The 20,255-nt window shown below is 72.7% G+C and carries 21 protein-coding genes and 1 tRNA gene; 9 read left to right on the forward strand and 13 right to left on the reverse strand.

Annotation, left to right across the window (positions count from 1 at the left end):
* Positions 1-232: 232 nt before the first annotated feature.
* The 5 genes from ACIRO3_RS36115 to ACIRO3_RS36135 all read right to left on the reverse strand — a co-directional run bounded on the left by ACIRO3_RS36115 (position 233) and on the right by ACIRO3_RS36135 (position 3,893).
* Positions 233-640 carry a PPOX class F420-dependent oxidoreductase gene (locus ACIRO3_RS36115; protein WP_365998635.1) on the reverse strand — a complete coding sequence of 136 codons (408 nt, stop codon included), beginning with the start codon at positions 638-640 and terminating at the stop codon, positions 233-235.
* A 154-nt stretch (positions 641-794) separates the two neighbouring features.
* A complete protein-coding gene (locus ACIRO3_RS36120) occupies positions 795-1,220 on the reverse strand; it encodes a DUF6003 family protein (RefSeq protein WP_365998634.1) in 426 nt (141 codons plus the stop codon).
* A gap of 97 nt (positions 1,221-1,317) precedes the next feature.
* Positions 1,318-1,731: an ATP-binding protein gene (locus ACIRO3_RS36125; RefSeq protein WP_361785213.1), complete on the reverse strand. Its 414-nt coding sequence runs from the start codon at positions 1,729-1,731 to the stop codon at positions 1,318-1,320.
* Positions 1,732-1,832: 101 nt separating this feature from the next.
* Positions 1,833-2,366 carry a hypothetical protein gene (locus tag ACIRO3_RS36130; protein ID WP_404143916.1) on the reverse strand — a complete coding sequence of 178 codons (534 nt, stop codon included), beginning with the start codon at positions 2,364-2,366 and terminating at the stop codon, positions 1,833-1,835.
* 234 nt (positions 2,367-2,600) lie between these two features.
* Positions 2,601-3,893, reverse strand: a complete 1,293-nt coding sequence (locus ACIRO3_RS36135; RefSeq protein WP_404143918.1) for a phytase — start codon at positions 3,891-3,893, stop codon at positions 2,601-2,603.
* A gap of 185 nt (positions 3,894-4,078) precedes the next feature.
* Here ACIRO3_RS36135 and ACIRO3_RS36140 point away from each other — a divergent pair, with 185 nt between their 5' ends.
* On the forward strand, positions 4,079-5,695 hold the full coding sequence (locus ACIRO3_RS36140; protein ID WP_404143920.1) for a phospholipase D family protein: 1,617 nt from the start codon (positions 4,079-4,081) through the stop codon (positions 5,693-5,695).
* Positions 5,696-5,806: 111 nt separating this feature from the next.
* Here ACIRO3_RS36140 and ACIRO3_RS36145 read toward each other — a convergent pair whose 3' ends face one another.
* From ACIRO3_RS36145 to ACIRO3_RS36170, 6 genes are all read right to left on the reverse strand, one after another.
* Positions 5,807-6,400: a putative glycolipid-binding domain-containing protein gene (locus ACIRO3_RS36145; protein WP_404143921.1), complete on the reverse strand. Its 594-nt coding sequence runs from the start codon at positions 6,398-6,400 to the stop codon at positions 5,807-5,809.
* 127 nt (positions 6,401-6,527) lie between these two features.
* Positions 6,528-7,502 carry an ion transporter gene (locus ACIRO3_RS36150; protein ID WP_404143922.1) on the reverse strand — a complete coding sequence of 325 codons (975 nt, stop codon included), beginning with the start codon at positions 7,500-7,502 and terminating at the stop codon, positions 6,528-6,530.
* A 396-nt stretch (positions 7,503-7,898) separates the two neighbouring features.
* Complete coding sequence (locus ACIRO3_RS36155) at positions 7,899-8,396, reverse strand: hypothetical protein (RefSeq protein WP_404143924.1); 498 nt, start codon at positions 8,394-8,396, stop codon at positions 7,899-7,901.
* A gap of 170 nt (positions 8,397-8,566) precedes the next feature.
* Positions 8,567-9,082, reverse strand: coding sequence for a DUF4383 domain-containing protein (locus ACIRO3_RS36160; RefSeq protein WP_404143926.1), 516 nt, complete (start codon positions 9,080-9,082; stop codon positions 8,567-8,569).
* 178 nt (positions 9,083-9,260) lie between these two features.
* The gene (locus ACIRO3_RS36165) at positions 9,261-9,440 is read right to left on the reverse strand and encodes a DUF6480 family protein (RefSeq protein WP_365998627.1); all 180 of its coding nucleotides are present in this window, start codon (positions 9,438-9,440) and stop codon (positions 9,261-9,263) included.
* 210 nt (positions 9,441-9,650) lie between these two features.
* Positions 9,651-9,727: transfer RNA gene (locus ACIRO3_RS36170), tRNA-Met, on the reverse strand.
* Between the two features lie 588 nt (positions 9,728-10,315).
* On the opposite strand from ACIRO3_RS36170, the gene ACIRO3_RS36175 reads away from it, so the two are divergent.
* From ACIRO3_RS36175 to ACIRO3_RS36195, 5 genes are all read left to right on the forward strand, one after another.
* On the forward strand, positions 10,316-10,636 hold the full coding sequence (locus ACIRO3_RS36175) for a hypothetical protein (RefSeq protein WP_361785240.1): 321 nt from the start codon (positions 10,316-10,318) through the stop codon (positions 10,634-10,636).
* 289 nt (positions 10,637-10,925) lie between these two features.
* Positions 10,926-11,468 carry a hypothetical protein gene (locus ACIRO3_RS36180; RefSeq protein ID WP_361785243.1) on the forward strand — a complete coding sequence of 181 codons (543 nt, stop codon included), beginning with the start codon at positions 10,926-10,928 and terminating at the stop codon, positions 11,466-11,468.
* Positions 11,469-11,618: 150 nt separating this feature from the next.
* Positions 11,619-13,397, forward strand: coding sequence for a diacylglycerol kinase family protein (locus ACIRO3_RS36185; protein ID WP_404143929.1), 1,779 nt, complete (start codon positions 11,619-11,621; stop codon positions 13,395-13,397).
* A 50-nt stretch (positions 13,398-13,447) separates the two neighbouring features.
* Positions 13,448-14,428, forward strand: coding sequence for a YihY/virulence factor BrkB family protein (locus ACIRO3_RS36190; RefSeq protein ID WP_361785249.1), 981 nt, complete (start codon positions 13,448-13,450; stop codon positions 14,426-14,428).
* Between the two features lie 45 nt (positions 14,429-14,473).
* A complete protein-coding gene (locus ACIRO3_RS36195; protein WP_404143931.1) occupies positions 14,474-15,277 on the forward strand; it encodes a phosphatase PAP2 family protein in 804 nt (267 codons plus the stop codon).
* Between the two features lie 75 nt (positions 15,278-15,352).
* On the opposite strand, the gene ACIRO3_RS36200 is transcribed toward ACIRO3_RS36195, so the two are convergent.
* On the reverse strand, positions 15,353-16,165 hold the full coding sequence (locus ACIRO3_RS36200; RefSeq protein ID WP_404143932.1) for a restriction endonuclease: 813 nt from the start codon (positions 16,163-16,165) through the stop codon (positions 15,353-15,355).
* A gap of 165 nt (positions 16,166-16,330) precedes the next feature.
* On the opposite strand from ACIRO3_RS36200, the gene ACIRO3_RS36205 reads away from it, so the two are divergent.
* On the forward strand, positions 16,331-17,566 hold the full coding sequence (locus tag ACIRO3_RS36205) for a phospholipase D-like domain-containing protein (RefSeq protein WP_366148069.1): 1,236 nt from the start codon (positions 16,331-16,333) through the stop codon (positions 17,564-17,566).
* A 68-nt stretch (positions 17,567-17,634) separates the two neighbouring features.
* On the opposite strand, the gene ACIRO3_RS36210 is transcribed toward ACIRO3_RS36205, so the two are convergent.
* A complete protein-coding gene (locus ACIRO3_RS36210) occupies positions 17,635-17,964 on the reverse strand; it encodes a helix-turn-helix transcriptional regulator (protein WP_361785261.1) in 330 nt (109 codons plus the stop codon).
* A gap of 92 nt (positions 17,965-18,056) precedes the next feature.
* On the opposite strand from ACIRO3_RS36210, the gene ACIRO3_RS36215 reads away from it, so the two are divergent.
* Complete coding sequence (locus ACIRO3_RS36215) at positions 18,057-19,055, forward strand: zinc-dependent alcohol dehydrogenase family protein (RefSeq protein WP_404143934.1); 999 nt, start codon at positions 18,057-18,059, stop codon at positions 19,053-19,055.
* 330 nt (positions 19,056-19,385) lie between these two features.
* On the forward strand, positions 19,386-20,177 hold the full coding sequence (locus tag ACIRO3_RS36220; protein WP_404143936.1) for a hypothetical protein: 792 nt from the start codon (positions 19,386-19,388) through the stop codon (positions 20,175-20,177).
* Positions 20,178-20,255: the final 78 nt, after the last annotated feature.

Here is a 20,255-nt window from a genome sequence, read left to right on the forward strand (position 1 = left end):
CCGCCGCCCGGGCCCCCGAACCCGAGTCCGCCCCCCCCGCCCCCCCGCCCCCCCCCCACCCCCCCGCCCCCGCCCCCCCCCCCCCCCCCGCCCCCCCCCCCCCCGCGCCCCCCCCCCCCCCCCCCCGCCCCCGGGGGGGGGGGGCGGCCCCCCCCCCCGCGCCGGGGAGCGCGGGGCCGGAGGTTCGGAGGCGTCGTGCGGCCCCGGTGCCGCAGGTCGTCCCGCCGTCGGGTCAGAGCGAGCCGACGACCTTGCGCGGGCTCACGCGCAGGACCACGCGCGGGGCGTCGTCCTTGGAGGCCGGGTTGAAATCGGCGTACTCCTTGCCCGTGTACTTGCGGGAAAGGGCGTCGATGAGCTCCTGCCCGCCTTCCGTGGTGAGGGAGACGGTGCCCCGCACCTCGGCGTACGTGTACGGGGCGTTGGGCGGGTTGATGATGACGGTGGCGCGCGGGTCGCGGCGCAGGTTCGCCTCCTTGCGGCGGCCGACGGTGGTGGAGATCAGGAGGTCGTCGCCGTCACGGGCCAACCAGGTGACGGAGAGCTGCGGGCTGCCGTCGGGCTGGATCGTGGCGACCGTCGCGAAGACGGGGGTGTCGTCGATCAGCTTCTTGAGGTCGTCGGAGAGTGCTGCTGACACGGGACGGGTTCCTTTCCCACGGATGAGCGCTGTCGTCGAAGATCAGCGAGAACAGCCTGCGGATGCCCGGGGTCCGCGGCAAGCCGGGCGGCGGCCGCGTTGGCCCGGACGGGTGGGCGACCCGCTGCCGCAGGGGCGTGCGGGCCGCCGCCGCTCACGCCTGGGTCAACTGGGCGACGTTCCGCGGGTCCAGACCCGTGAGCTGGACGATCCGGGGCGCGGGGACTCCGGCGGTCAGAGCCCGGTGGACGAGGGCTTCCCAGTCCTCGGTCGTGTGCTTGAACTCCAGGAGTTCCGCTTCCATGTGCGTGATCGACGGGGACGCGCATTCCTGGTGCACACGAGCCGTCTCTTCGTCGCTCAGCGGTACGGGGAGCCGCTCCGCGTCCTCGGGGATGAGTACGTCCGACCCGGCCGGCAGGATCCTGACGTGCTCCGACGACTCCGACGTGCGGTGAGCCTGCAGCCATCCGTGGACGGCGGGAGTCTCGGCGCACTCCAGGGGCATCACGGCGGCCAGGGCCGCCCCGAGCCGAGGGTGGCGTTCGGGGAGCAGGAACAGGTAGGCGTCATCGGCCATTTCGCAATCTCGCTTTACTCTCGATCCGGCATACGCGGAAACGGGGCGGGGGAGCCGGGGGAACGGTGGAATGGAGGAGCGGCCGCGGTCCGCGTGGTCACAGGGGCAGGACGGCGAGGATGGTCTTGCCCTTCCCCGGCACGAGGGTGACGGCCAGGGTGCGGCAGTAGTGGCGGACCATGTGCCAGCCGAAACCGCCGGTCCGTCCGGCGAGATCGGGGGTGCGCTCGTGGGGGAGTTCCGAACTGTTGTCACTCACCGCGACGCTCACGCTGTCCGGCCCCGAACTCAGCTGGAGGGTGTAATGGCCGCCGCCGTGCCGCAGGGCGTTGGTGGTGAGTTCGGAGACCACGAGCTGGAGCGCGTCCGCGGTGTCCGCCGGCGCGGCGGGATCGAGGGAGGCGGCGTAGGCGCGGGCGACGTCGCGGGCCCGGGCGATCCCCGCCGCACTGTCGTCCTCCATCACCAGAGCAGCGGGGCCTGACGTGTCGGTCGCCTTCATGTCATTCATGCGCGCACACCCACCTTGTCGGTTCGACCGTCGGACCCTTCGCTTTCCCCGAGTGAGATCCTTTACACACAGTGACGTCAGATGGCCGAACCGGATGGTGGCTAGCGGCAGAACTGCTTGGTCGCCGCCGCGGCGCCGGCCGTGTAGCCCTTCTCCCAGTTGGGGTCCACCGGGGCGACGCCCTGTTGCGGCTTCTTCCCGCAGTCCTGGCGCAGGTCTTGGAAGCCCTGCCGGAAGCCCTGGCGGAACTGCTCCGGGGCGGTCTGCCCCTCGGGGTTCTCCTGGGTCGTGCCTCCGGTGGGGGTGCAGGACACCTGGGGGCCGGTCGCGGGGGTGGCCACGTAGGTGCCGTCCGGCACCACGAAGGTGATGGTCGCCTTCACGTCCTGGAGCGTCTGCGTGAACTTGCCCGAGGTCTCCTTGACGTCGACCTTCCCGGTGAACCCGACGAGTTGCACGGCCTTCTGCCCCGCGACGCCGTCGGGATGGGGCAGGACCACGCAGGACGCGGCGGGTGGCGCCGCGGTGGTCGCCGGCGCCGTCAGGGGGGCCGACCGTGCGAGCGCCGCCGGCCCGCAGACGGCGGCGGAGAAGACCAGGGGGACGAGCGCCCACCGAGCGATGCGCCGGTTCATGGAACCACTTCCCGTGGGGAGACGTGGAGCCGACCGCCGAGGTCGGGGACCTGGGGTGGCCGACCCGCACACGAAGTTCTGGTCGTTTCATCGTCCCGCTCCCGGCCGGCGGTGTCGACCGGGTCCGGGGGGCCGCAAGCCCCGCGGCGCCGACCCTTCGGCGACCGCGGGGCTCGCGGGGCGGGGCTCGCCGTGCTCAGAGCTGGTCGAGGTGCTCAGAGCCGCTCACGGTGTTCACAGCCGGTCGAGCACGCCGCCCAGGTCCACGAACTTGAAGCCGGTGGCCTCCCGGTCCGTGTCCGACGGCGTGTCCCGGCCGTCTTGGACGACGAGGAGACCGCGCGGGAAGCGCCTGCCCAGCGGGGCGTTGAGCACGGCCGCCCCGTCACACTGCTCCGAGCCGTCGAGGGTGGCGTTCGCCGCCGACACGCGGAAGCCGCCCTCGTACGCGTTGTGCTCGTCCACCTCCCGGTCGTAGACCGCGAAGGTGTCGTCGCCCTGGCTGGACGCGAGCAGGTGACCGTCGCCGCCGCGCCCGGTGACCAGGGTCAGGCCCTCGACGTCCGCGGCGAGGCGACGGCCGCCGAACCCCGGGTCCGCGCCGGCGACGCACTCCTCGGACTTCTCGTCGTACACCCCCGGAACGCCGTACTCGCGGACCTTGTCGATGAGTTTCGGCGTGCCGGTGAGGTCGGCGCGCAGGCGCCAGATGCCCACGTCCTCCTGGCCCGCGTACAGGAAACCGTTCGCGGGGTCGACGACCATGCCCTCGACCTGGGGGAGCTCCCCGGGCTCGGCGCACGGACTCCACGTCCTGCCGTTCGGAAGCCGGAACGCGGCGGGCAGGTCGAGCGTGCGGACCGTGCGGTAGGTGACGGTGCCGGCGGCCGTCGGGGTGAGTTCCAGGAGGGCGAGCCGGGTCTGGTTGCGGCGGCTGACCAGCGCGTACGAGCGGCCGGTGCGTGCGTCGGTCCAGGTGGCCAGACCGTAGGCGGTCCGCTGCTCGTTGATGTCGGCCTGGTCCGTGGAGAAGACCGGCGGCGCGCTCGGATCGGTCACGTCGACGAGCGGGCCGCCGGGCCTGCCCGCCTGGATCCGGTACACCCGCAGCCGGTCGTTCCCCCGGTCCGTGGTGACGGCCACGTCGGCCCGTCCGCCGGACAGGCGCAGGCCGTGTACGAGGTCGACGTTGTTGAAGCGCCCGGGGGCGTCGCCGGCGGCGCCCGTGGACGGCGCGGCGACCGCCTGGACCTGGCGGGCGTCGAGGTCGTAGACGCGCAGGCCGCCCTCCTTCGCGGTGGCGACGACCAGGCTGCGATCGGGATCGGCGGCGTTGCGCCAGATCGCGGGATCGTCGGCGTTGGCATGGCCGCCGGCCTCGTCGTCGTACAGCGTCGCCGTCTCCGACCGCGGGGTGACGGAGGGCAGCGGGCGCGCGGCCTGTGCCTGCTGCGGCGCGGCCGCGGTCAGGACGACGAGCGCGGCCGCGACGACGGATGTCGCGTGCAGACGGCGCGGAGGGGTCACGAGAACTCCAGACTGTCAGGTACATGAACAGGGCGAGCGTGGAACGGCGAGACGACGCCGCGGCCTACGCGACCCGGCCGCGGCACGTCCGCCCGGTGAACACGACACGCCGTCCCCGCCGGTCCCGCGTGCCGCCGGATGACGGCGCCGCGAGCGGGTAGACGCCGGGGCGGAGGTCTACACCCGTGAAGCTCAGTGACTGGATGATCACCGCCGATGAACGCGGCAACGCCGCGACCCGGCTCGACGCGCGCCACCCCGACGGAGCCGCCTGGACCCGCGGGAACCAGGTGCGCCCCCTGGTGCACGGCGCGACGTACTTCGCCGAACTGCTGGAGGGCATCCGGGCGCAGCGCGCCGGCGACCTCCTGTTGTTCACGGACTGGCGCGGCGACCCCGACGAGCGGCTCGACGGCCCCGGCACGGAGATCGGCGCCGTACTGGGCGAGGCGGCCGGGCGCGGGGTCATCGTCAAAGGGCTGATCTGGCGCTCCCACCTGGACGGACTCCAGTTCAGCGAAACCGAGAACCGCCACCTCGGCGAGGAGATCGAGGAAGCCGGCGGCGAGTGCCTGCTCGACATGCGCGTGCGCCCCGGAGGTTCCCACCACCAGAAACTGGTCGTCCTGCGCCATCCCGGGCGCCCCCACCTCGACGTGGCGTACGTCGGCGGCATCGACCTCTGCCACGGCCGCAACGACGACGCCTCGCACCGCGGCGACCCCCAGGCGCCGCCCTTCGCCACCGCGTACGGCGCCCGCCCACCGTGGCACGACGTGCAACTGGCCGTCCGGGGCCCCGCCGTCGGCGACATCGAGGCCGGGTTCCGCGAGCGTTGGTGCGACCCCGGGCCCCTGAGCCGCAGCCCGATGGTCCGGCTGCGCGCGCTCCTGGACCGGGAGGACACGGTCGCGGACCACCTCCCCCCGCAGCTGCCCGACCCCCGGCCGTGCGGCAGCCAGGCCGTACAGATCCTGCGCACCTACCCCAACCGGCTGTGGCGCGGCTACCCCTTCGCCCCCGACGGCGAACGCAGCATCGCGCGCAGCTACCTCAAGGCACTGCGCCGGGCGCGGGCGCTGATCTACCTGGAGGACCAGTACCTGTGGTCCCCGAAAGTGGTCGAGTCCTTCGCCCGGGCGCTGCGCGACAACCCGGACCTGCGCCTGATCGCCGTGATCCCCACGGTCCCCGAGCAGGACGGACGGATCACGCTGCCGATGAACCTCGTCGGACGGCTCACCGCGCTGGAGGCGCTGCGGAGCGCGAGCGCCGACCGCGTCGCGGTCTACGGACTGGAGAACCACGCCGGGACTCCCGTGTACGTGCACGCCAAGGTGTGCGTGATCGACGACGTCTGGGCCTCGGTCGGATCGGACAACGTGAACCTCCGCTCCTGGACGCACGACTCGGAACTCAACTGCGCCGTGCTGGACGAGACCGCCGACGACCGCCCGCCGCTCGACCCCGGAGGTCTCGGGGACGGTGCCCGCCGCCACGCCAGGGACCTGCGGCTGGAACTCTCGCTGGAGCACCTGGACGCCGCGGCCCGCGATTCACGGTACCCGGCGGACCTCGTCTGCGACCCGGTCGCCGCCTTCGAGGCGTTCGCGTCGAGCGCCGCCGCACTCGACGCCTGGCACGACGGCGGGGGCCGGGGCCCCCGGCCCCCGGGCCGCCTGCGCACGTACCGCCCGCCCGAACTCTCGCGCACCACGCGCGGGGTCGTCATGCCGTTGTACCGGTTCCTCGTCGACCCGGACGGCCGCCCGTTCCGGCTGCGGAGCCGCAACGCGTACTGAACGGCGAACGGCGAGGGCCCCACGGCCCCGCGTCAGGCGCCGGGTGGTACTCCAGCCGCAGACCCTCCGTGTCGTCGCCCACCGGGACGCCCGCCGCGGTCAGGGCCACCCTCATGACGCCGAATCCGCCGTCCGGGTGCTCAGGCCGGTGGCCAGGCCCGGGTAGTGGCGGACGACACCGTCGGGGTCGAACTCCACGTCGGCGGTGAACGCCCCGGAGGCGTAGCGCACCCGGTGGCCGCCCAGCGGGGTGTACACCTGCTCGGACGGCGTCACGCGGAGATCGGGCACGGACACCCAGGCCATGAGGAACGGCCGCCCCGGGGTGCCCGCCGGCGCGAGGTGGAGCCCGTGTCGCAGCACGGGCATCGTGTTCGTCAGCGGGCACAGGCCGAGGTCACAGTCGAGGGCGCCGTTCAACTCCTCGCGCGGCTGTCCGTCGACCGTCCATCGTCCCTCGTCGTCACGGCGCAGGTCGAGTTCACGCGTCGCGGCGCCGGGACCGTCGACGGTGACGTGGAGTGCCCGTGTGACGAAACGGGGGCCGGTCACGAGGCGGTACGTGACCCAGTAGGGGCCGTCCTCCAGCCCCAGCGCCCGGCCCCGGGCCTGGAGGCGGTCCTCCTCGAACCTCCCCCACGCGGTGTCGTACCCGCCGGAGGCCGTGACCCGCCAGGTGCGGGTGAAGTGTGCGGAGTCGTCCATGGGGAGATCCTCGCGCACCCCGCGGCCGAGATGCCGGGCCACCACGCGCGCCGGCCACCACGCGCGCCGGCCGCACCCGTGTCCGGCCGGGCGAGAGCCCGACCGAGGCTGCTGCGACCCGTTTCCCTCACACGGCGCCGGCCGAGGCGTGGGCCGGGGGAGGGGAACCGCCGATCGAGGCCCCGGACGGCGCGTGCGGGAGGTCGAGTTGGGCCTCCATGTCGTCGAGCGCGCGGCGCACCGCGGCGATTCGCAGCCGCAGCGCGTCGGCCGGCTCCGGCTCCGCACCGGCGGCGTCGGGGTCGACGTCGGCGTGAGGGTTCGGTGCCTCGGCCGCCTGCGCGGAGCTCTCCCGCAGGGCCTCGGCCGCCTCCATCTCCCGGGCCTCTTCAAGGGAGTTGAGGACGACCCCGATCAGCACGTTGACGAGCACGAACGAGGCGAGCAGTACGTAGGAGGCGTAGTACAGGATGCTGAAGGGGGAGACGGCCAGCCCGGCGTACACGGCGTCCCCGAGACCCTCCAGCGTCATCAGGAGGAAGAGGGTCAGTCCGGCGCGGCCGAGTGAGCCGTAGTGCTGTGGGTCGTGTCCGGCGAAACAGATCCAGCCGATCATCGCGTACACGTACAGGATCAGCGCGCCGACGAAGAGGAAGCTGACGGTGCCCGGGAGGCTGCGGCCCACGGCGACCAACAGGATGCGCAACTGCGGCATGAACCGTGCGGTGCGCAGCACGCGCGCCAGCCGCAGGAGCCTCAGCAGGGTGGTGTTCTCCCGCAGGAACGGGACGAAGGCCGAGGAGACCACCAGCAGGTCGAACACGTTCCAGGGGTCGCGGAAGAAAGCTTTCGGTCGGTCGGCGTGCGCACCCAGGCGGACCAGCATCTCCAGGGTGAACGCGATCACGCAGAATCGTTCGGCCAAGTGGAGCAGGGGCCCGTGGACGACGGAGAGGCCGCTGTACGTCTCGACGCCCAGCAACGCGGCGTTGAGGAGGATCACCGCGAACACGCCGATCGAGAACGGCGGCGCCTCGCACACCTCGCGGCACCGCGCGGCCAGTCTCCTGCGTCCCGCGTCCACCGCGGTGAGGTCGGTCATCGTGCTCCCTCGTGCAATCCGGCGGCGCCCCGGCCACCCGCCGCGTCGCGTCGCGACGGCTGCCGGGGTGGCTGCCGGGGTGGTGATCATGTTCCGGGTCGTGTAACGCCGCCCGACCGGAATCGAGACGCCCTGAGGCGCCACATCGCCCGATCGGGGACCCGGAGGCCGTACGGGTTTGGCCCGGACGTATCAGGTGAGACGAGGGGAGGACCCCAGGAGAAAGGGAAGCGCAATGAGTGTGGTGGCTCTTCTCGTCGCACCGATGATCCTTGCCGCCGTCCTGACCTACCAGGGCGGCAGCCGGGCCCGGCACCGGGCCCGCTGAGTGTCCCGGGCGGTGCCGCGCGTCGCGCGCACCGCCCGCCCACCGGTCCACCGCCGGTGCGTGAGGCCTCAGGTCCTCGCGCGGCCGGCGGTGAACACCTTGGCCGACGCGGTAAGGCGCAAGCCCTCCAATGTGTCGATCTGTTCCTGGGCCCGGTCCAGGAGCCCTTGCAGCCGGTCCTCGTCCAGCGCGGCCTGTCCCGGCGCGACCACGAGCAGCGTCGCCCACAGGCACGCCTTGCCCTCGGTGCCCAACCTCAGGGTCTCCAGCTCCACGAGCCGGCTCAGGCCCGAGCGCCGCACCAGGCGCCTGTTGAGCTTCATTCGCGCGGCCCGCTCACCGGCCCAGCCCGCGAGGACCTTGTGACGGCGCGGGGCGTGACCCAGTGCGTGCATGATGGCCAGGAGGTCGTGCCGGTCCTGGGCGATCTCGTTCGCCAGACGGGCCAGTTCCGCCCCGCGTGGTGTACGTCGATGCGCGCGGGCGATGCGGCGGGCGAGCCCGACGCCGGCCGTGGAGCCCGCCAAATGGTCGTTGAGGTAGATCCCGAGCATCTGCCCGTGCATGCGTGCTCCTTCGGTCCGGGAACGGCCACGGCGATGCATGCCCACTGCGCCGACCCGCGCAGCGCCCTACTGCGCCACCCGGTGCCGCTTCCACTCGAACGGCGGTCCGATCGGAACACCGACCGGACCGACCGGACCGCCTCACGCACCGACGCGGCACACCGGGGGACCTACTTCCCCAGTTCGCGCAGGGCCGCGGCCGGGGTGGCGCGCTCGGGACCGCCGTCGGCCGTGTGGCGCTGTCGCCAGTACGGATTGTCGTGCGGCAGCTTGCTGGAGACCCGCCCGTACATCCCGAAGGTCATGATCAGAAGTCCCATGAGGAAGCTGAACACGACGTTGCTCATGCCGAAGCCGAGTACGTTGGCCGGCTTGTCGAGCACGAAGAGGTGGGCGAAGCCGCTCAGCACGAACAGGCCGCCGACGACCATGTTCAACATCGAGGCGAAGTTCCCCCCGATCAGGGCGCCCACGACCAGCGCCAGTCCCACGGCCAGCGAGATCGCGCTGAGCGTCATGTTCGTCGTCATGCCGGCGATCCGCCCGCCCGCGGTGTCGAACGGACTCAGCGCGTCCGCGAAGCCGAGGGCGCTGAAGGCCAACAGGATCAGACCACAGACGAGCGCGCCGTAGCGGTAGATCCCGGCGAGCTTGTGGTCCACGGGTAGTTCGTCCTTGAGCTGCATGGTCTCTCGCCTCTCGTGGGCGGGGAAGGTGCCCGTTTTCCCCACTTTGGACCCCCTGCGGAGCGATGTCCATTTGCATCGGTTGTGCCACATTTTGTCCATGCGGGCGTGATGGCGGCCCGCACCGGCACCGGGCCGTGCGGGTGCCGGCGAGGCCGGAGCCCCGGCAGGTGTGGGGTCAGAAGCCGGCGACGCGGGCGGCGAAGAACGCCGCGAAGAGCACCGCCCCGAAGGCGATGAGGGCCAGCAGGGCCCGCGGGTGCTCGAAGATGCCACCGTCGGGTCGTTCCTGGTGGGCCTCGGCGATGGAACCCTCACCGGGAGGGGTCTCTCCCGGCGTGACGCGTGCATCGGACATGGTGTCTCCCCGTCCAGGTGAGGACGGACCGGTGACCGATGTCGCGGCTGTCGTCCCTGCTCCCACCATGGACGCGTGGGTCGCGACCCGCGCATCGCGTCGATCGTGCAGCGTTTTCCCGAACGCTGCCGGGCCGGGCGGACGGCCGGGCAGTGGCGGCGAAAACAAGTCCGGCCCCTCGACGCCTGAGCGTCGAGGGGCCGGACCTTTTGGTAGCGGGGACAGGATTTGAACCTGCGACCTCTGGGTTATGAGCCCAGCGAGCTACCGAGCTGCTCCACCCCGCGTCGGTAAACCCCACTGTACGCGACGTACGGCCCGCTCCCCGCCACGGTGCGCCGCGGCCGCCCGGACCGGCGCGGCCGGTCGCACGGCCGGATGGCGGGAGGAGGCGGAGGCGAGCTGCCGTCCCGTCCGTGCCCGGGGGCCGCTGGTTCGGACAGTGGCCGGCGGGGGCTTGGCCGGGCTCAGGGCGGGGGGAACACCCGGAACCCGGCGCCGCGTGCGACGGAACGGCAGCATCGTGCCGGTCGGCGGGCGCGCGGCCGGGGGGACGGGCACGCGCGCCTACCGATCTCGACGGGTCGCCGCACCACTCGAGCGGCAACCCGCCGCACCACGCGTATGACCCGTCGGACCGGAGCCAAACCCGGATCCTCGCCGCGTACTTGACGGCCGGCGCGCACGGGGTCGCGCACGGGGTCGCGCACGGTCGCGCACGGGGTCGCGCGTCAACCCGGCCGCCCCGCACCGTTCCCACGGACGGACCGGGTTTCGGACAGGGGCCCGCCGCCGGCCACACCGGCCGACACGTCCGCCGCCACACAGGGCACACTCGGAGCTGACGACGTGTGGGACGGCAGTGGAGCGGCCAGTTGAGTGACTCCTTCGAGGGTTCCGAAGGTTCCGAGGGTGCGGGGGAGTCCGTCGGCCTGCCCTGCGTGCTGTCCGAGGAAGCGGCCCGGTTCATGATCGACCCGAGTCTGCCCCCGTGGGCCATGGGGCCGGTCATCGCGGCCATGGTCGGGATCGGGGAGTCCCGCGGCCTCGTACCGGGCAGTTCGACGGCCGAGGACTGGCCGGAGTGCCGACTGTTGCCGCTGGGCGAGGACGGGACGCTGGGCATCGTCGAGTACGTCATCGCCGAGGACGCCGTGCCGCCGCAGGTGATCGTCACCCGGATCCTGCTGTACTGACGGAGCACACCGGGCGGTTGAGCGGACGCGTACCGCGCGGCCCGGGCCCGCACCGGGTCGCGCACGACATCCTCCCGGCGGGCGGCGTTGACAGCCGGCCGGGTGGCGTGCGACAAAGAGCCCTGGTCGTGGACCCGGCAGACGCTCCGTCTCGCGCACCGCGCCACACGCCGTGCGCTTCCTGTCCGCCCGTGCTGACAGACCGCGCGCGATCCATTGTGCCGACAGGCCCGGAACCGGGAACAGTTACCCCGACCGACTTCACCGCATCACCGAACGGACGTCTGACTTGACGATCATTCCCGGCTCGCGCGTCCCCGGTAGAACCTGGACGATCCGCCTCACCGGCCACGCCGACCACACCGTCACCCTCACTTGCAGCACCCCCACCTGCCGCATGCCTCCCCGATCCCGGGACACCACCGCCATGCGCCGCTTCGCCGCCGACCACGCCCGGGCGCACGCCCGACTGGTCACCGTCCAGCCGAACGCGGACTGTGCCTGCCGCGCGGCCGAGTGCTCGCTCCACGAGGACACCCGGGCCGCCTGCTTCGGCGTCCCCATGCTGCTGCTGGTCCACAACCCGGCCATCGGCCAGGTCTGGACCCTGGCCGAGATCTGCCAGGCCTGCGCACCCCTCATCTCCCATGTCGCCGTGCTCGGGCGGGCCGACCGGCCCCTCGCCGCGGCGGCCGCCCCCGCGACCTCCCCCGGCCCCGCGCCGGCCCGGCCCGTCGTGCCGGGAGGCTTCTCCAACCCGGAACCGGCACCCGAATCCACCGTGAAGCGCCGCCGCCCCCGCTACGGCGGCCCCGGCCGACTCCCGCGCTGACCCGAGCGGGCCGCACCACCCGACCGGGAGAGGGCGCACGCGCGCCTCGACCGGACACCGCGCCGGCGCCGGACACCGACCGCCGGCGGCGGTGATCCGACCGGCGCCCGCGGAGCGCATGACTCGGCCCCGCCGGGTAACACGGCGTCAATGAGGAACGAACGCGGCGCTGCCGCCAGACGCGGCGGTGTCCTGCTGCTTTTCCCCGTGCAACTCGCCCTGATGACGGGCCTGGGCCTGCTGATCACCGTTCCCCTGGCAGGTCGATGGCCGCTGTCGGCGGAGGACGGCGTCAACCGCGCACTCGCCGAGCGTCGCGGCGCACCGACCACGGAGCTCTCGGAGTGGCTCTCCCTGCTGGCCAGTACCCAGAGCGTGATCGCGCTGACCCTCCTCTGCGTCGCGGCGCTGCTGTTGCTGCCCCGTGTGGCGTGGCGGAGGGAAGCGGCGTTCCTGGCCCTGTCCGTCGCGGCGCAATCGGCGGTCTTCCTCCTCGTGACGCTCGTCGTGGAGCGGTCCCGCCCCGACGTCCCCCATCTGGATCCCGCTCCGCCGACGTCGAGCTTCCCCTCGGGGCACGTCGGGGCCGCCACCGCGCTGTTCGGTGGACTGGCCACGCTCGCGGCCACCCGGCTGCACGGCGTCCGGCGCGTTCTCGTCGTCGGCGCGCTGGCGTTGATCCCCGTCGCCGTGGCCGTCTCCCGGCTGTACCGGGGCATGCACCACCCCTCCGACGTACTGGGCGGCCTGCTCAACGGCGCCTGCACGCTGTTCGTCGTGGGGTACGCGCTGCTCCTTCCCGCCCACGCCCGGCGGGACGGCGTTCCCCGCTCCGGTGCCCTCTCGCGCGCCGGACTTCCCGCGACCCGCACCCCGGACGACGCAGACATCGCCGCCGACATCGACGCAGACATCGACGCCGACCCCGAGGGCCTCGGGGCGGGTCGGGTCATCGTGGTCCGCCATCCCCTCTCCTGCGACGACGAGTTGGCCGAGCGGGTGCGCTCCGTCCTGCGCCACCGGGGCCACGCCGACCAGGTGTGGACGCCGACTTCGGCCGAAGACGCCTGCGGCGGGCTCGCCGCGCGGATCACGGACACCGCGACCACCCTGGTGGTGGCCTGCGGCGGGGACGGCACCGTACGCGCCTGCGCCGAGGTGCTGGCCGGTACGGACATCGCGTTGGCCGTCGTCCCCTGCGGCACCGGCAACCTCCTCGCCCGCAACCTGCGGCTCCCCGCGGATCCGGCGGCGGCACTGGACGCCGCCCTGTCCGGGAGGACCACCCGCATCGACATGGGCAGGCTGAGCGGGGACGGGCTCGAACCCGCCCGCTTCACGGTGATGGCCGGCGCCGGCCTGGACGCCGCCATGGTCCGGGACGCCTCGGAGCGGCTCAAGGAGCGGGTGGGCTGGGCCGCGTACGTCGTGTCGGCCGTCGGTCACCTCCGGGACCCCAGGATGCGGCTCTCGATCCGGCTCGACGGCGGCGCCGTGCTGGAGCGGCGGGCCCGCATGGTCGTCATCGGCAATGTCGGCACCCTGCAGGGCGGGCTGCCGCTCCTGCCGGACGCCCGGCCCGACAGCGGCCGCCTGGACATGGTGCTCCTCGACCCGCGCGGAGCAGCCGGATGGCTCGTGGCGGCGGGACACGTCCTGTCCCGCGCCCTGCCCGGACGGCCCTCGGGCACGGCCGCCGCACCGACCGGCCCCGTGGCCGGCGGGGCCCTGGAGTACTTCGACGCCACGCGGATCGACATCCGTTTCACCAGGCCGCAACCGCGCGAGCTCGACGGCGACGCCGTCGCGTCGGGCACCCATCTGACCGCCGAGGTCGAACCGGGCGCGCTGCGGCTGTGCCTGCCGACACCGCAACCGCGGGCCGCCGCAAGCGTGTCGGAAGGCGGCGCCGTCACCACGGCCGGCTGAACGCGCTCGCGGGACGAAGACCTACACACCTGCAACGGGGGGTTGGACAGATGGGCACAGCGACACGGGTACCACAGCGCCGCGACGTGATGGCGGTGGAGGCGGAACTGCGGATACAAGGCGACGAACTGTCCGCCGAGGAGGCATGGGCCGCGTTGCGCCGGCACGGCGGATGGAGACTCGTACGGGACGCCTTCATGAGGTTCCGCTACGCCGACGGGTTCAGCCATTCCCGGGCCCTCGCGCTCCAGACCGTCCTGTCGATCGTCCCGCTCGCCATCGCCGTCATAGGCCTCTCCAGCGTGCTGCACACCGAGGACATAGGCCGCATCGCCGAGCTGACGATCCGGCGGCTCGCGAGCGGTCCCAGCCAGGACGTCGTGGACGACGCCCTGCTGCAGAGCCGCCGGCAGGTCGGCGACGGCAGCCAGGCCGCGCTCTGGCTCGGACTGCTGTTCTCGGTGGTCAACATCACCACCAGCCTGTGCCAGGTGGAACGCGGGGCCAACCGCATATACGGAGTGGAACGCGACCGCCCGTTCCTGCGCAAGTACAGCCGAGGGCTGTTGATGGCCGTGCTCGCCGGCCTGCCCCTGGGGCTGAGCTTCGCGGTCACCGTCCTCGGCGCCGACCTCACCCGCGCCCTGGCGGAGGTCTACCAGCTGAGTCCGACCACCACCCGGGTGTGGGAGATCCTGCGTTGGCCCGTCGGCATCCTGCTGGCCGTCATCGCCACCAGCGTCATCTTCCGCCGCTCGCCGCGACGCACCCAGCCCGGCTACACCTGGCTCGCCTTCGGCGCCGGCGTCTACCTGGCGCTGTGGCTGGCGGCGACGTGGGGGCTGAGCCTCTACGTCGGGGCCAGCGGCTCCTTCAGCAACGTGTACGGACCCCTCAGCGCCTTCATGTCGCTGCTGCTCTGGTCCTACCTGACCTCGCTCGCCCTCTTCCTGGGCCTCGCGTTCGCCGCCCAACTGGAAGCGGTACGGGCCGGGGTGGCGGCCCCGGTCACCGACGACCCCGGGGTCTGACACGGCCTCCCGCCACCCTCCCGCACGGAAAGGAACACCCCGACGATGGTTCAGCGCTCCGCCCGGCCGCGGCGACTCCTGAAGGGACTCACCTCCCGACACTTCGGACCCGACACGAGATTCGGCGTGCGGCTGGTGGCGACGGTGGTCGTGACCACCGTGGTGGCCGTGCCCTTCGCCCTCGCCCTGGTCCTCGTCGAGTCCGGGTGGGCGCCGCTGTACCGCCTGGACCAGGAGACGGCCGCGCGGCTCCACCACTCCGCGCTCGGCCGCCCCGGATGGGTGCGGGCGCTCGACTTCCTCACCAACGTCGTGTGGGGGCCGCTGACGATGCGCCTGCTGGTGGCCGTCCTGGTGGTGTGGCTCCTGCTGCGGGGCGCCCGGCGGCTGGCGGTGTGGGCCGCCGTCACCGCGATCGCGAGCGGCCTGTTGGGCCTGCTCACCAAGAACGTCGTCGAACGCGCTCGCCCCCACCTGCCCGATCCCGTCGCCGACGCGCCCGGCTTCTCCTTCCCCTCCGGACACGCCATGACGGCCATGACCTCCTGCGCGGTGCTGCTGCTGGCCCTGCTCCCGCTGGTGCCCCGCCGATGGCGGCCGTTGCCGTGGCTGGCGGCCGCCCTCACGGTGCTGGGCGTCGGCTACACGCGGGTCGCGCTCGGCGTGCACTGGGTGAGTGACGTACTGGGGGGCTGGCTGCTGGGCCTGGTCGTGGTCACGGCGACCACCCTGGCCTTCGAGGCCTGGCGCTCCGACGTCGGTCGAGAGCGCACCACGCCCGCCGAGGGCCTGGAACCCGAGATCGTGGGGGCCGACCCCGAACCGCCCGTCGACGTACGACGCAGGTGACCGGGCGGCGCGGGGTGACGCGCGTCGGCCCGCCCGGACGATCCGGGCGGGGCCGACGGCCGTACCGGGAGAGGGTCAGGCCCCGACGGCGGGGCCGGCGACGCCGTACGCCGTGTCCCACGGCGCCGGACCCGCGCCGGCCGACCAGTCGTCGAGCGCCTGCCGGTCGAAGCAGAGGATCCCGCACTGCTCGGCGTACTCGACGGCGGGCTGGGTGTACTCGCTCGTGGTCACGACGGCCGCGACCTGGGCCTCGTGCACGGCGAAGCAGGTTCCGCCGAAGCGCTGCATGTCCTGGGAACCGACCTTGTTGGTGGGGCCGTAGCGCTTGCACTGGATGACCACGCGGCGGCCGTCGGGGGTGGTGGCGAGGACATCGGCCCCCAGGTCACCGGCGCCTCCGACGACCTCGACGTCGCGACACCCGTCCCGCTCGCAGAGGCCGGCGACGGCCTGCTCGAACTCGTAGGCGTCCAGCAGGCCGTAGTCGACGGCCCGGACCTCGTACACCCGGGCTTCCATCGCCGCCGTTTGCGCTTCCACCGCCGCGACCTCCGCGGCCGCCTCCGCCGCTTCGACCTCCGCCGTCTCGGCCGTCTCCACGGCGGTGGCGGCGGCGCGCCGCAGAGTGCGCGCGGTGCGCCGCGCCGTCCTGCGGATCCGCAGACGGCGCCGCGCGGGGGTCGAGCACCCGGCCGTCATCCCGCAGGCGAGGACGACCAGAACGGCCGCCAAGGGGTGCTCCCGGGCGGCGTCGGCCAGCACCCGCAGGGTGAGGCCCGCGCCGCAGACCGTCAGGGCGGCGATGACGAACCAGCGGGCGGTGGACCGCGTGCTGAACCGGTACCGAGGTCTGCCGGTGCTCTCGGGTCGGACGGGTATGGTCATCGGCGCGCGCCCCCAGGTCGGAGTCAAGATCGTTGGTGGCATGTGCCCCGCCCGCCACGCTTCAAGCGCCGCCCCGCCGCGATCACCGTGCCGGGGTCCCTCGGACCTGGTGCCGACGCCGAGGTCGTGAGCCGCCATACTGGGGCGACTTTGAGGAGCATGAACATGACGGATCGAGACCTGGTGCGGCACCCCGGCGGCCCGACCGCGGCGAGCCCGGACGTGGCGGACCCCGGCTCCCTCGCCGACCGGCGGATCCGTCGCATCCGCAGGCGCCTGGAGCGACTGATCGGCGTGGCCGCGACCGAGGGGAACAGTGTGCTCCCCCTGCGCAACGGCGACGAGATCTTCACGGCGATGCTGGATCGGGTCGACTCGGCCCGCCACACGGTGGACATGATGACGTTCGTCTACTGGAAGGGCGACATCGCGCGCCGCTTCGCCGAGGCGCTCGCCGGCCGGGCCCGCGCGGGCGTGCGGGTGCGTCTGTTGCTGGACGGCTTCGGCAGCCGCCTCATAGAGGGCGAGCTGCTGGAGCAGATGAGCGACGCCGGCGTCGAAGTCGCCTGGTTCCGCAAGCCGCTCTACCTCTCACCGCTGAAGCAGAACCACCGCTGCCACCGCAAGGTGCTGGTGGTGGACGAGGAGGTGGCGTTCACCGGGGGAGTCGGCATCGCCGAGGAGTGGTGCGGCGACGCGCGCAATCCCAAGGAGTGGCGCGACACCCACGTGGAACTCCGCGGGCCGGCCGTCGACGGGATCGCGGCCGCCTTCGCCCAGAACTGGGCGGAGTGCCACGACGCCCTCTTCGACGACCGCGACCGCTTCGTGGACCACAAGCCCGCCGGTGGGGCCATCGTCCAGGTGGTCCGCGGCTCGGCCAGCTTCGGTTGGCAGGACATGCAGACGTTGATGCGCGTCGTCCTGGAGTCGGCGGAGGAACGGGTGCGCCTGGCCACCGCCTACTTCGCCCCCGACACCTACTTCGTGGAGCTGCTGTGTGCGACGGCGCGCAGGGGCGTAGCGGTCCAGATCCTGCTGCCCGGGTCCCACACGGACAAGCGGGTGTGCCAGTTGGCGGGCCAGCACCACTACGAGGCCCTGACCGACGCGGGCGTGGAGATCTTCCAGTACCGACCGACGATGATGCACGCCAAGGTCATGACGATGGACGGCGTCGTCTCCCTGGTGGGCTCGACCAACTTCAACCGCCGCTCCCTCGACCACGACGAGGAGGTCATGCTCGCGGTGATGGACACCGAGTTCACGGACGTGCTCGACGCCCACTACGACCAGGACCTGGACGTCAGCGACCGGATCCGGGCCGGCCGGTGGAAGCGGCGCTCGGTGCGGCAGCGCTTGCGCGAGAGCGCCGTACAGCCCATCCGCCGCTTCCTCTGACCCCCGCCCGCGACGGTGGGGGACCGGCGGCGAGGGGCGCCTGGGGCCTCTCCGTTGCCCGGGGCCCCCTACGCCGGCGCGGAGCGGCGCTCGGCGGCCACGATCGCGTCGAGGAGGCCGGGGAAGGCCTCGTCCGTCTCGGCCCGCCTCAGGGCGTTCATCCGTGAGGTGCCGGCGTAGTACTGCCGGATGAGGCCCGCCTCGCGCAGGATCCGGAAGTGGTGCGTGGCCGTGGACTTGCTCACGGGAAGGTCGAACCCCCCGCACTTGATGTCGGTGCGGGAGTCACGCAATTGGGTGAGGATGCTCCGCCGCACGGGTTCGACGAGCGCCTCGAGCACCTGCTGAAGGGTGATCGTCCGCAGGTCGGGGTGGGGCGGGACGCGGTCGGTGTCCATGCCCCCATCGTACGACGGCCATAAAAGTTTGACAGTCATCGCACTTTGGGATGGGGTGAGGCACCCCTGCCCCCAGGTGAAAGGACGAATCGATGACCAGGACCGTGCTGTTCCACGAACTCGGCGGGCCCGAGGTGTTGAAACTGGAGGACACCGAGGTCGGCGAACCGGGACCGGGCGAGGTGCGGATCCGGGTGGACGCCATCGGCCTGAACCGGGCGGAGGCACTGTTTCGGAGCGGCCTGTACATCGAGCCGGTGAAGCGCTTCCCCGCGCGCCTGGGTACCGAGGCCGCCGGAGTCGTCGAGGCGATCGGCGAAGGCGTCACCGGCTTACGGCCCGGACAGCCGGTGAGCACCGTTCCCGGCTTCTCCCAGAACGACCACGGGGTCTACGCGGAACGGGCGATCGTGCCCGCCGCGGCGGTGTTGCGCCGCCCCGAGGGCCTCGGAGCGGTCGAGGGCGCCGCGGTGTGGATGCCCTACGTGACGGCCTACGGAGCGCTCGTGGAGGTTGGCGGGATGCGGCCCGGCGACACGGTCGTGCTGAACGCGGCGTCCAGCAGTGTGGGCCTCGCCGCCATCCAGGTCGCCGAACGCATCGGCGCCACACCGATCGCCCTCACCCGCACCGCCGCCAAGAAGGCCGCTTTGCTCGAACAGGGCGCCGCGGAGGTGATCGTCACCGATGAGGAGGACGTGGCCGAGCGAGTGCTCGCGACGACCGACGGCCGGGGCGCCGAGTACGTCTTCGACGCCGTCGCCGGCCCGGGCGTGCTGGAACTGGGGAAGGTGGTCGCGGCCGACGGCATGCTCCTGGTGTACGGCGCCCTGAGTGGCCGGCCGACCCCGTACCCGGGCCTCGAGCTGGGCATGCCCGCGCTGAACATGCGGACGTACACCATGCTGGAGACGACCTCCCGGCCCGAGCGACTGCGGCGGGCGGAGGCCTTCGTGGCCTCGGGTCTGCGCACGGGAGCCTTCCGACCCGTGGTGGACCGGACGTTCGAACTGGACGAGATCGTCGAGGCCCACCGGTACCTGGAGTCGAACGCCCAGATCGGCAAGATCGTGGTCACCGTTCCCCGCTGACCCGCGGCCGTGTCCTGTTCGCCGACCACCACGCTCGCGCCGCCGGTTCGAAGGCACCCACGGTGCCAGGGTGATGAGCGCGGCCAACACAAGGGCGAACAGGACGAGTTGGCTGCGCACGCGGGTGCACGGCGGGACTCCCCGCGACGGCGCGACGATGAGTGGCACGGTCCTGCGCGATGTCCCCTCAGTCGAACGGGACGACAGGCCAAGGTGTTCGAGGACCGCTAGCAGGCAACCGGTCCCAGGTCACGGGAATTGCCCACACCAACGCACTTCACAGGCAGCGTGGGTAGAGTCCGCACCACACACATCGATCGAGGAGCCCTCATGCCCACGCAGGAGATTCCCACCCTCAAGTCCCAGTACGCCGACAAGGTCACCGCCGACCTTGATTTGAACACCGCCGAACAGGACCGCATTCGCGGGGAGATCACCTCTCTCCAGGAACGTCTGGCCGGTCTGGAGCAGGACCACGAACTCCTCGTCGGGATGCGTGCCGCCCTCGGCAACGCGCTCGCGGTGCCCGGACCGCGCACCGGCAAGAAGCCCGCGACGGCCGCGGCGTCCACGGCGTCCACGGCGTCCACGACGTCCTCGACGTCCGCGCGGAAGCAGACGGGAGCGAAGACCTCGGCCACCGGGTCCGCGAAGGAGGCGACGCCGACGAAGACGTCGTCCGCGCCGAAGGCGGCCAAGTCCACGGCGGCCAAGTCCACCGCGACGAAGGCCACCGCGACCAAGTCCACGGCGACGAAGGACACCGCGCCGAAGTCGACGGAGGCGAAGCCGGCCGCCGCGAAGAAGCCCGTGGCCAAGAAGGCGGCCCCGTCGGACAAGAACCAGGTCCCGCTGACGGAACTCATCCACCAGCACCTGTGCGGTCTGAAGGAGCCGAAGACCGCCGGCGAGATCGCCCAGGCCCTGTCGGTCGCGCACCCGGACCGCAGCCTCAACGACAACCTGGTGCGCACGAGCACCGAGCGCCTGGTCGCCCGCAGCCTGGCGGAGCGCGCCAAGCAGGGTTCCACGGTCTACTACACGGCCACCCGGCCCGAGGCCGTGGCCGCCGAGGCCCCGGCGGCGACCGCCGACAAGGCAGTGGCGGCGACGACCGTCTGATCGGATCCACGCGTGTGGTGCGTCGGGGCTGTTTCCACCGGCAGGGCGGAGCCCGGCCGGGAGAACAGCCCCTCGCGC

This window comes from Streptomyces sp. NPDC102278 (assembly GCF_044766345.1).
Classification (GTDB): Bacteria; Actinomycetota; Actinomycetes; order Streptomycetales; family Streptomycetaceae; genus Streptomyces.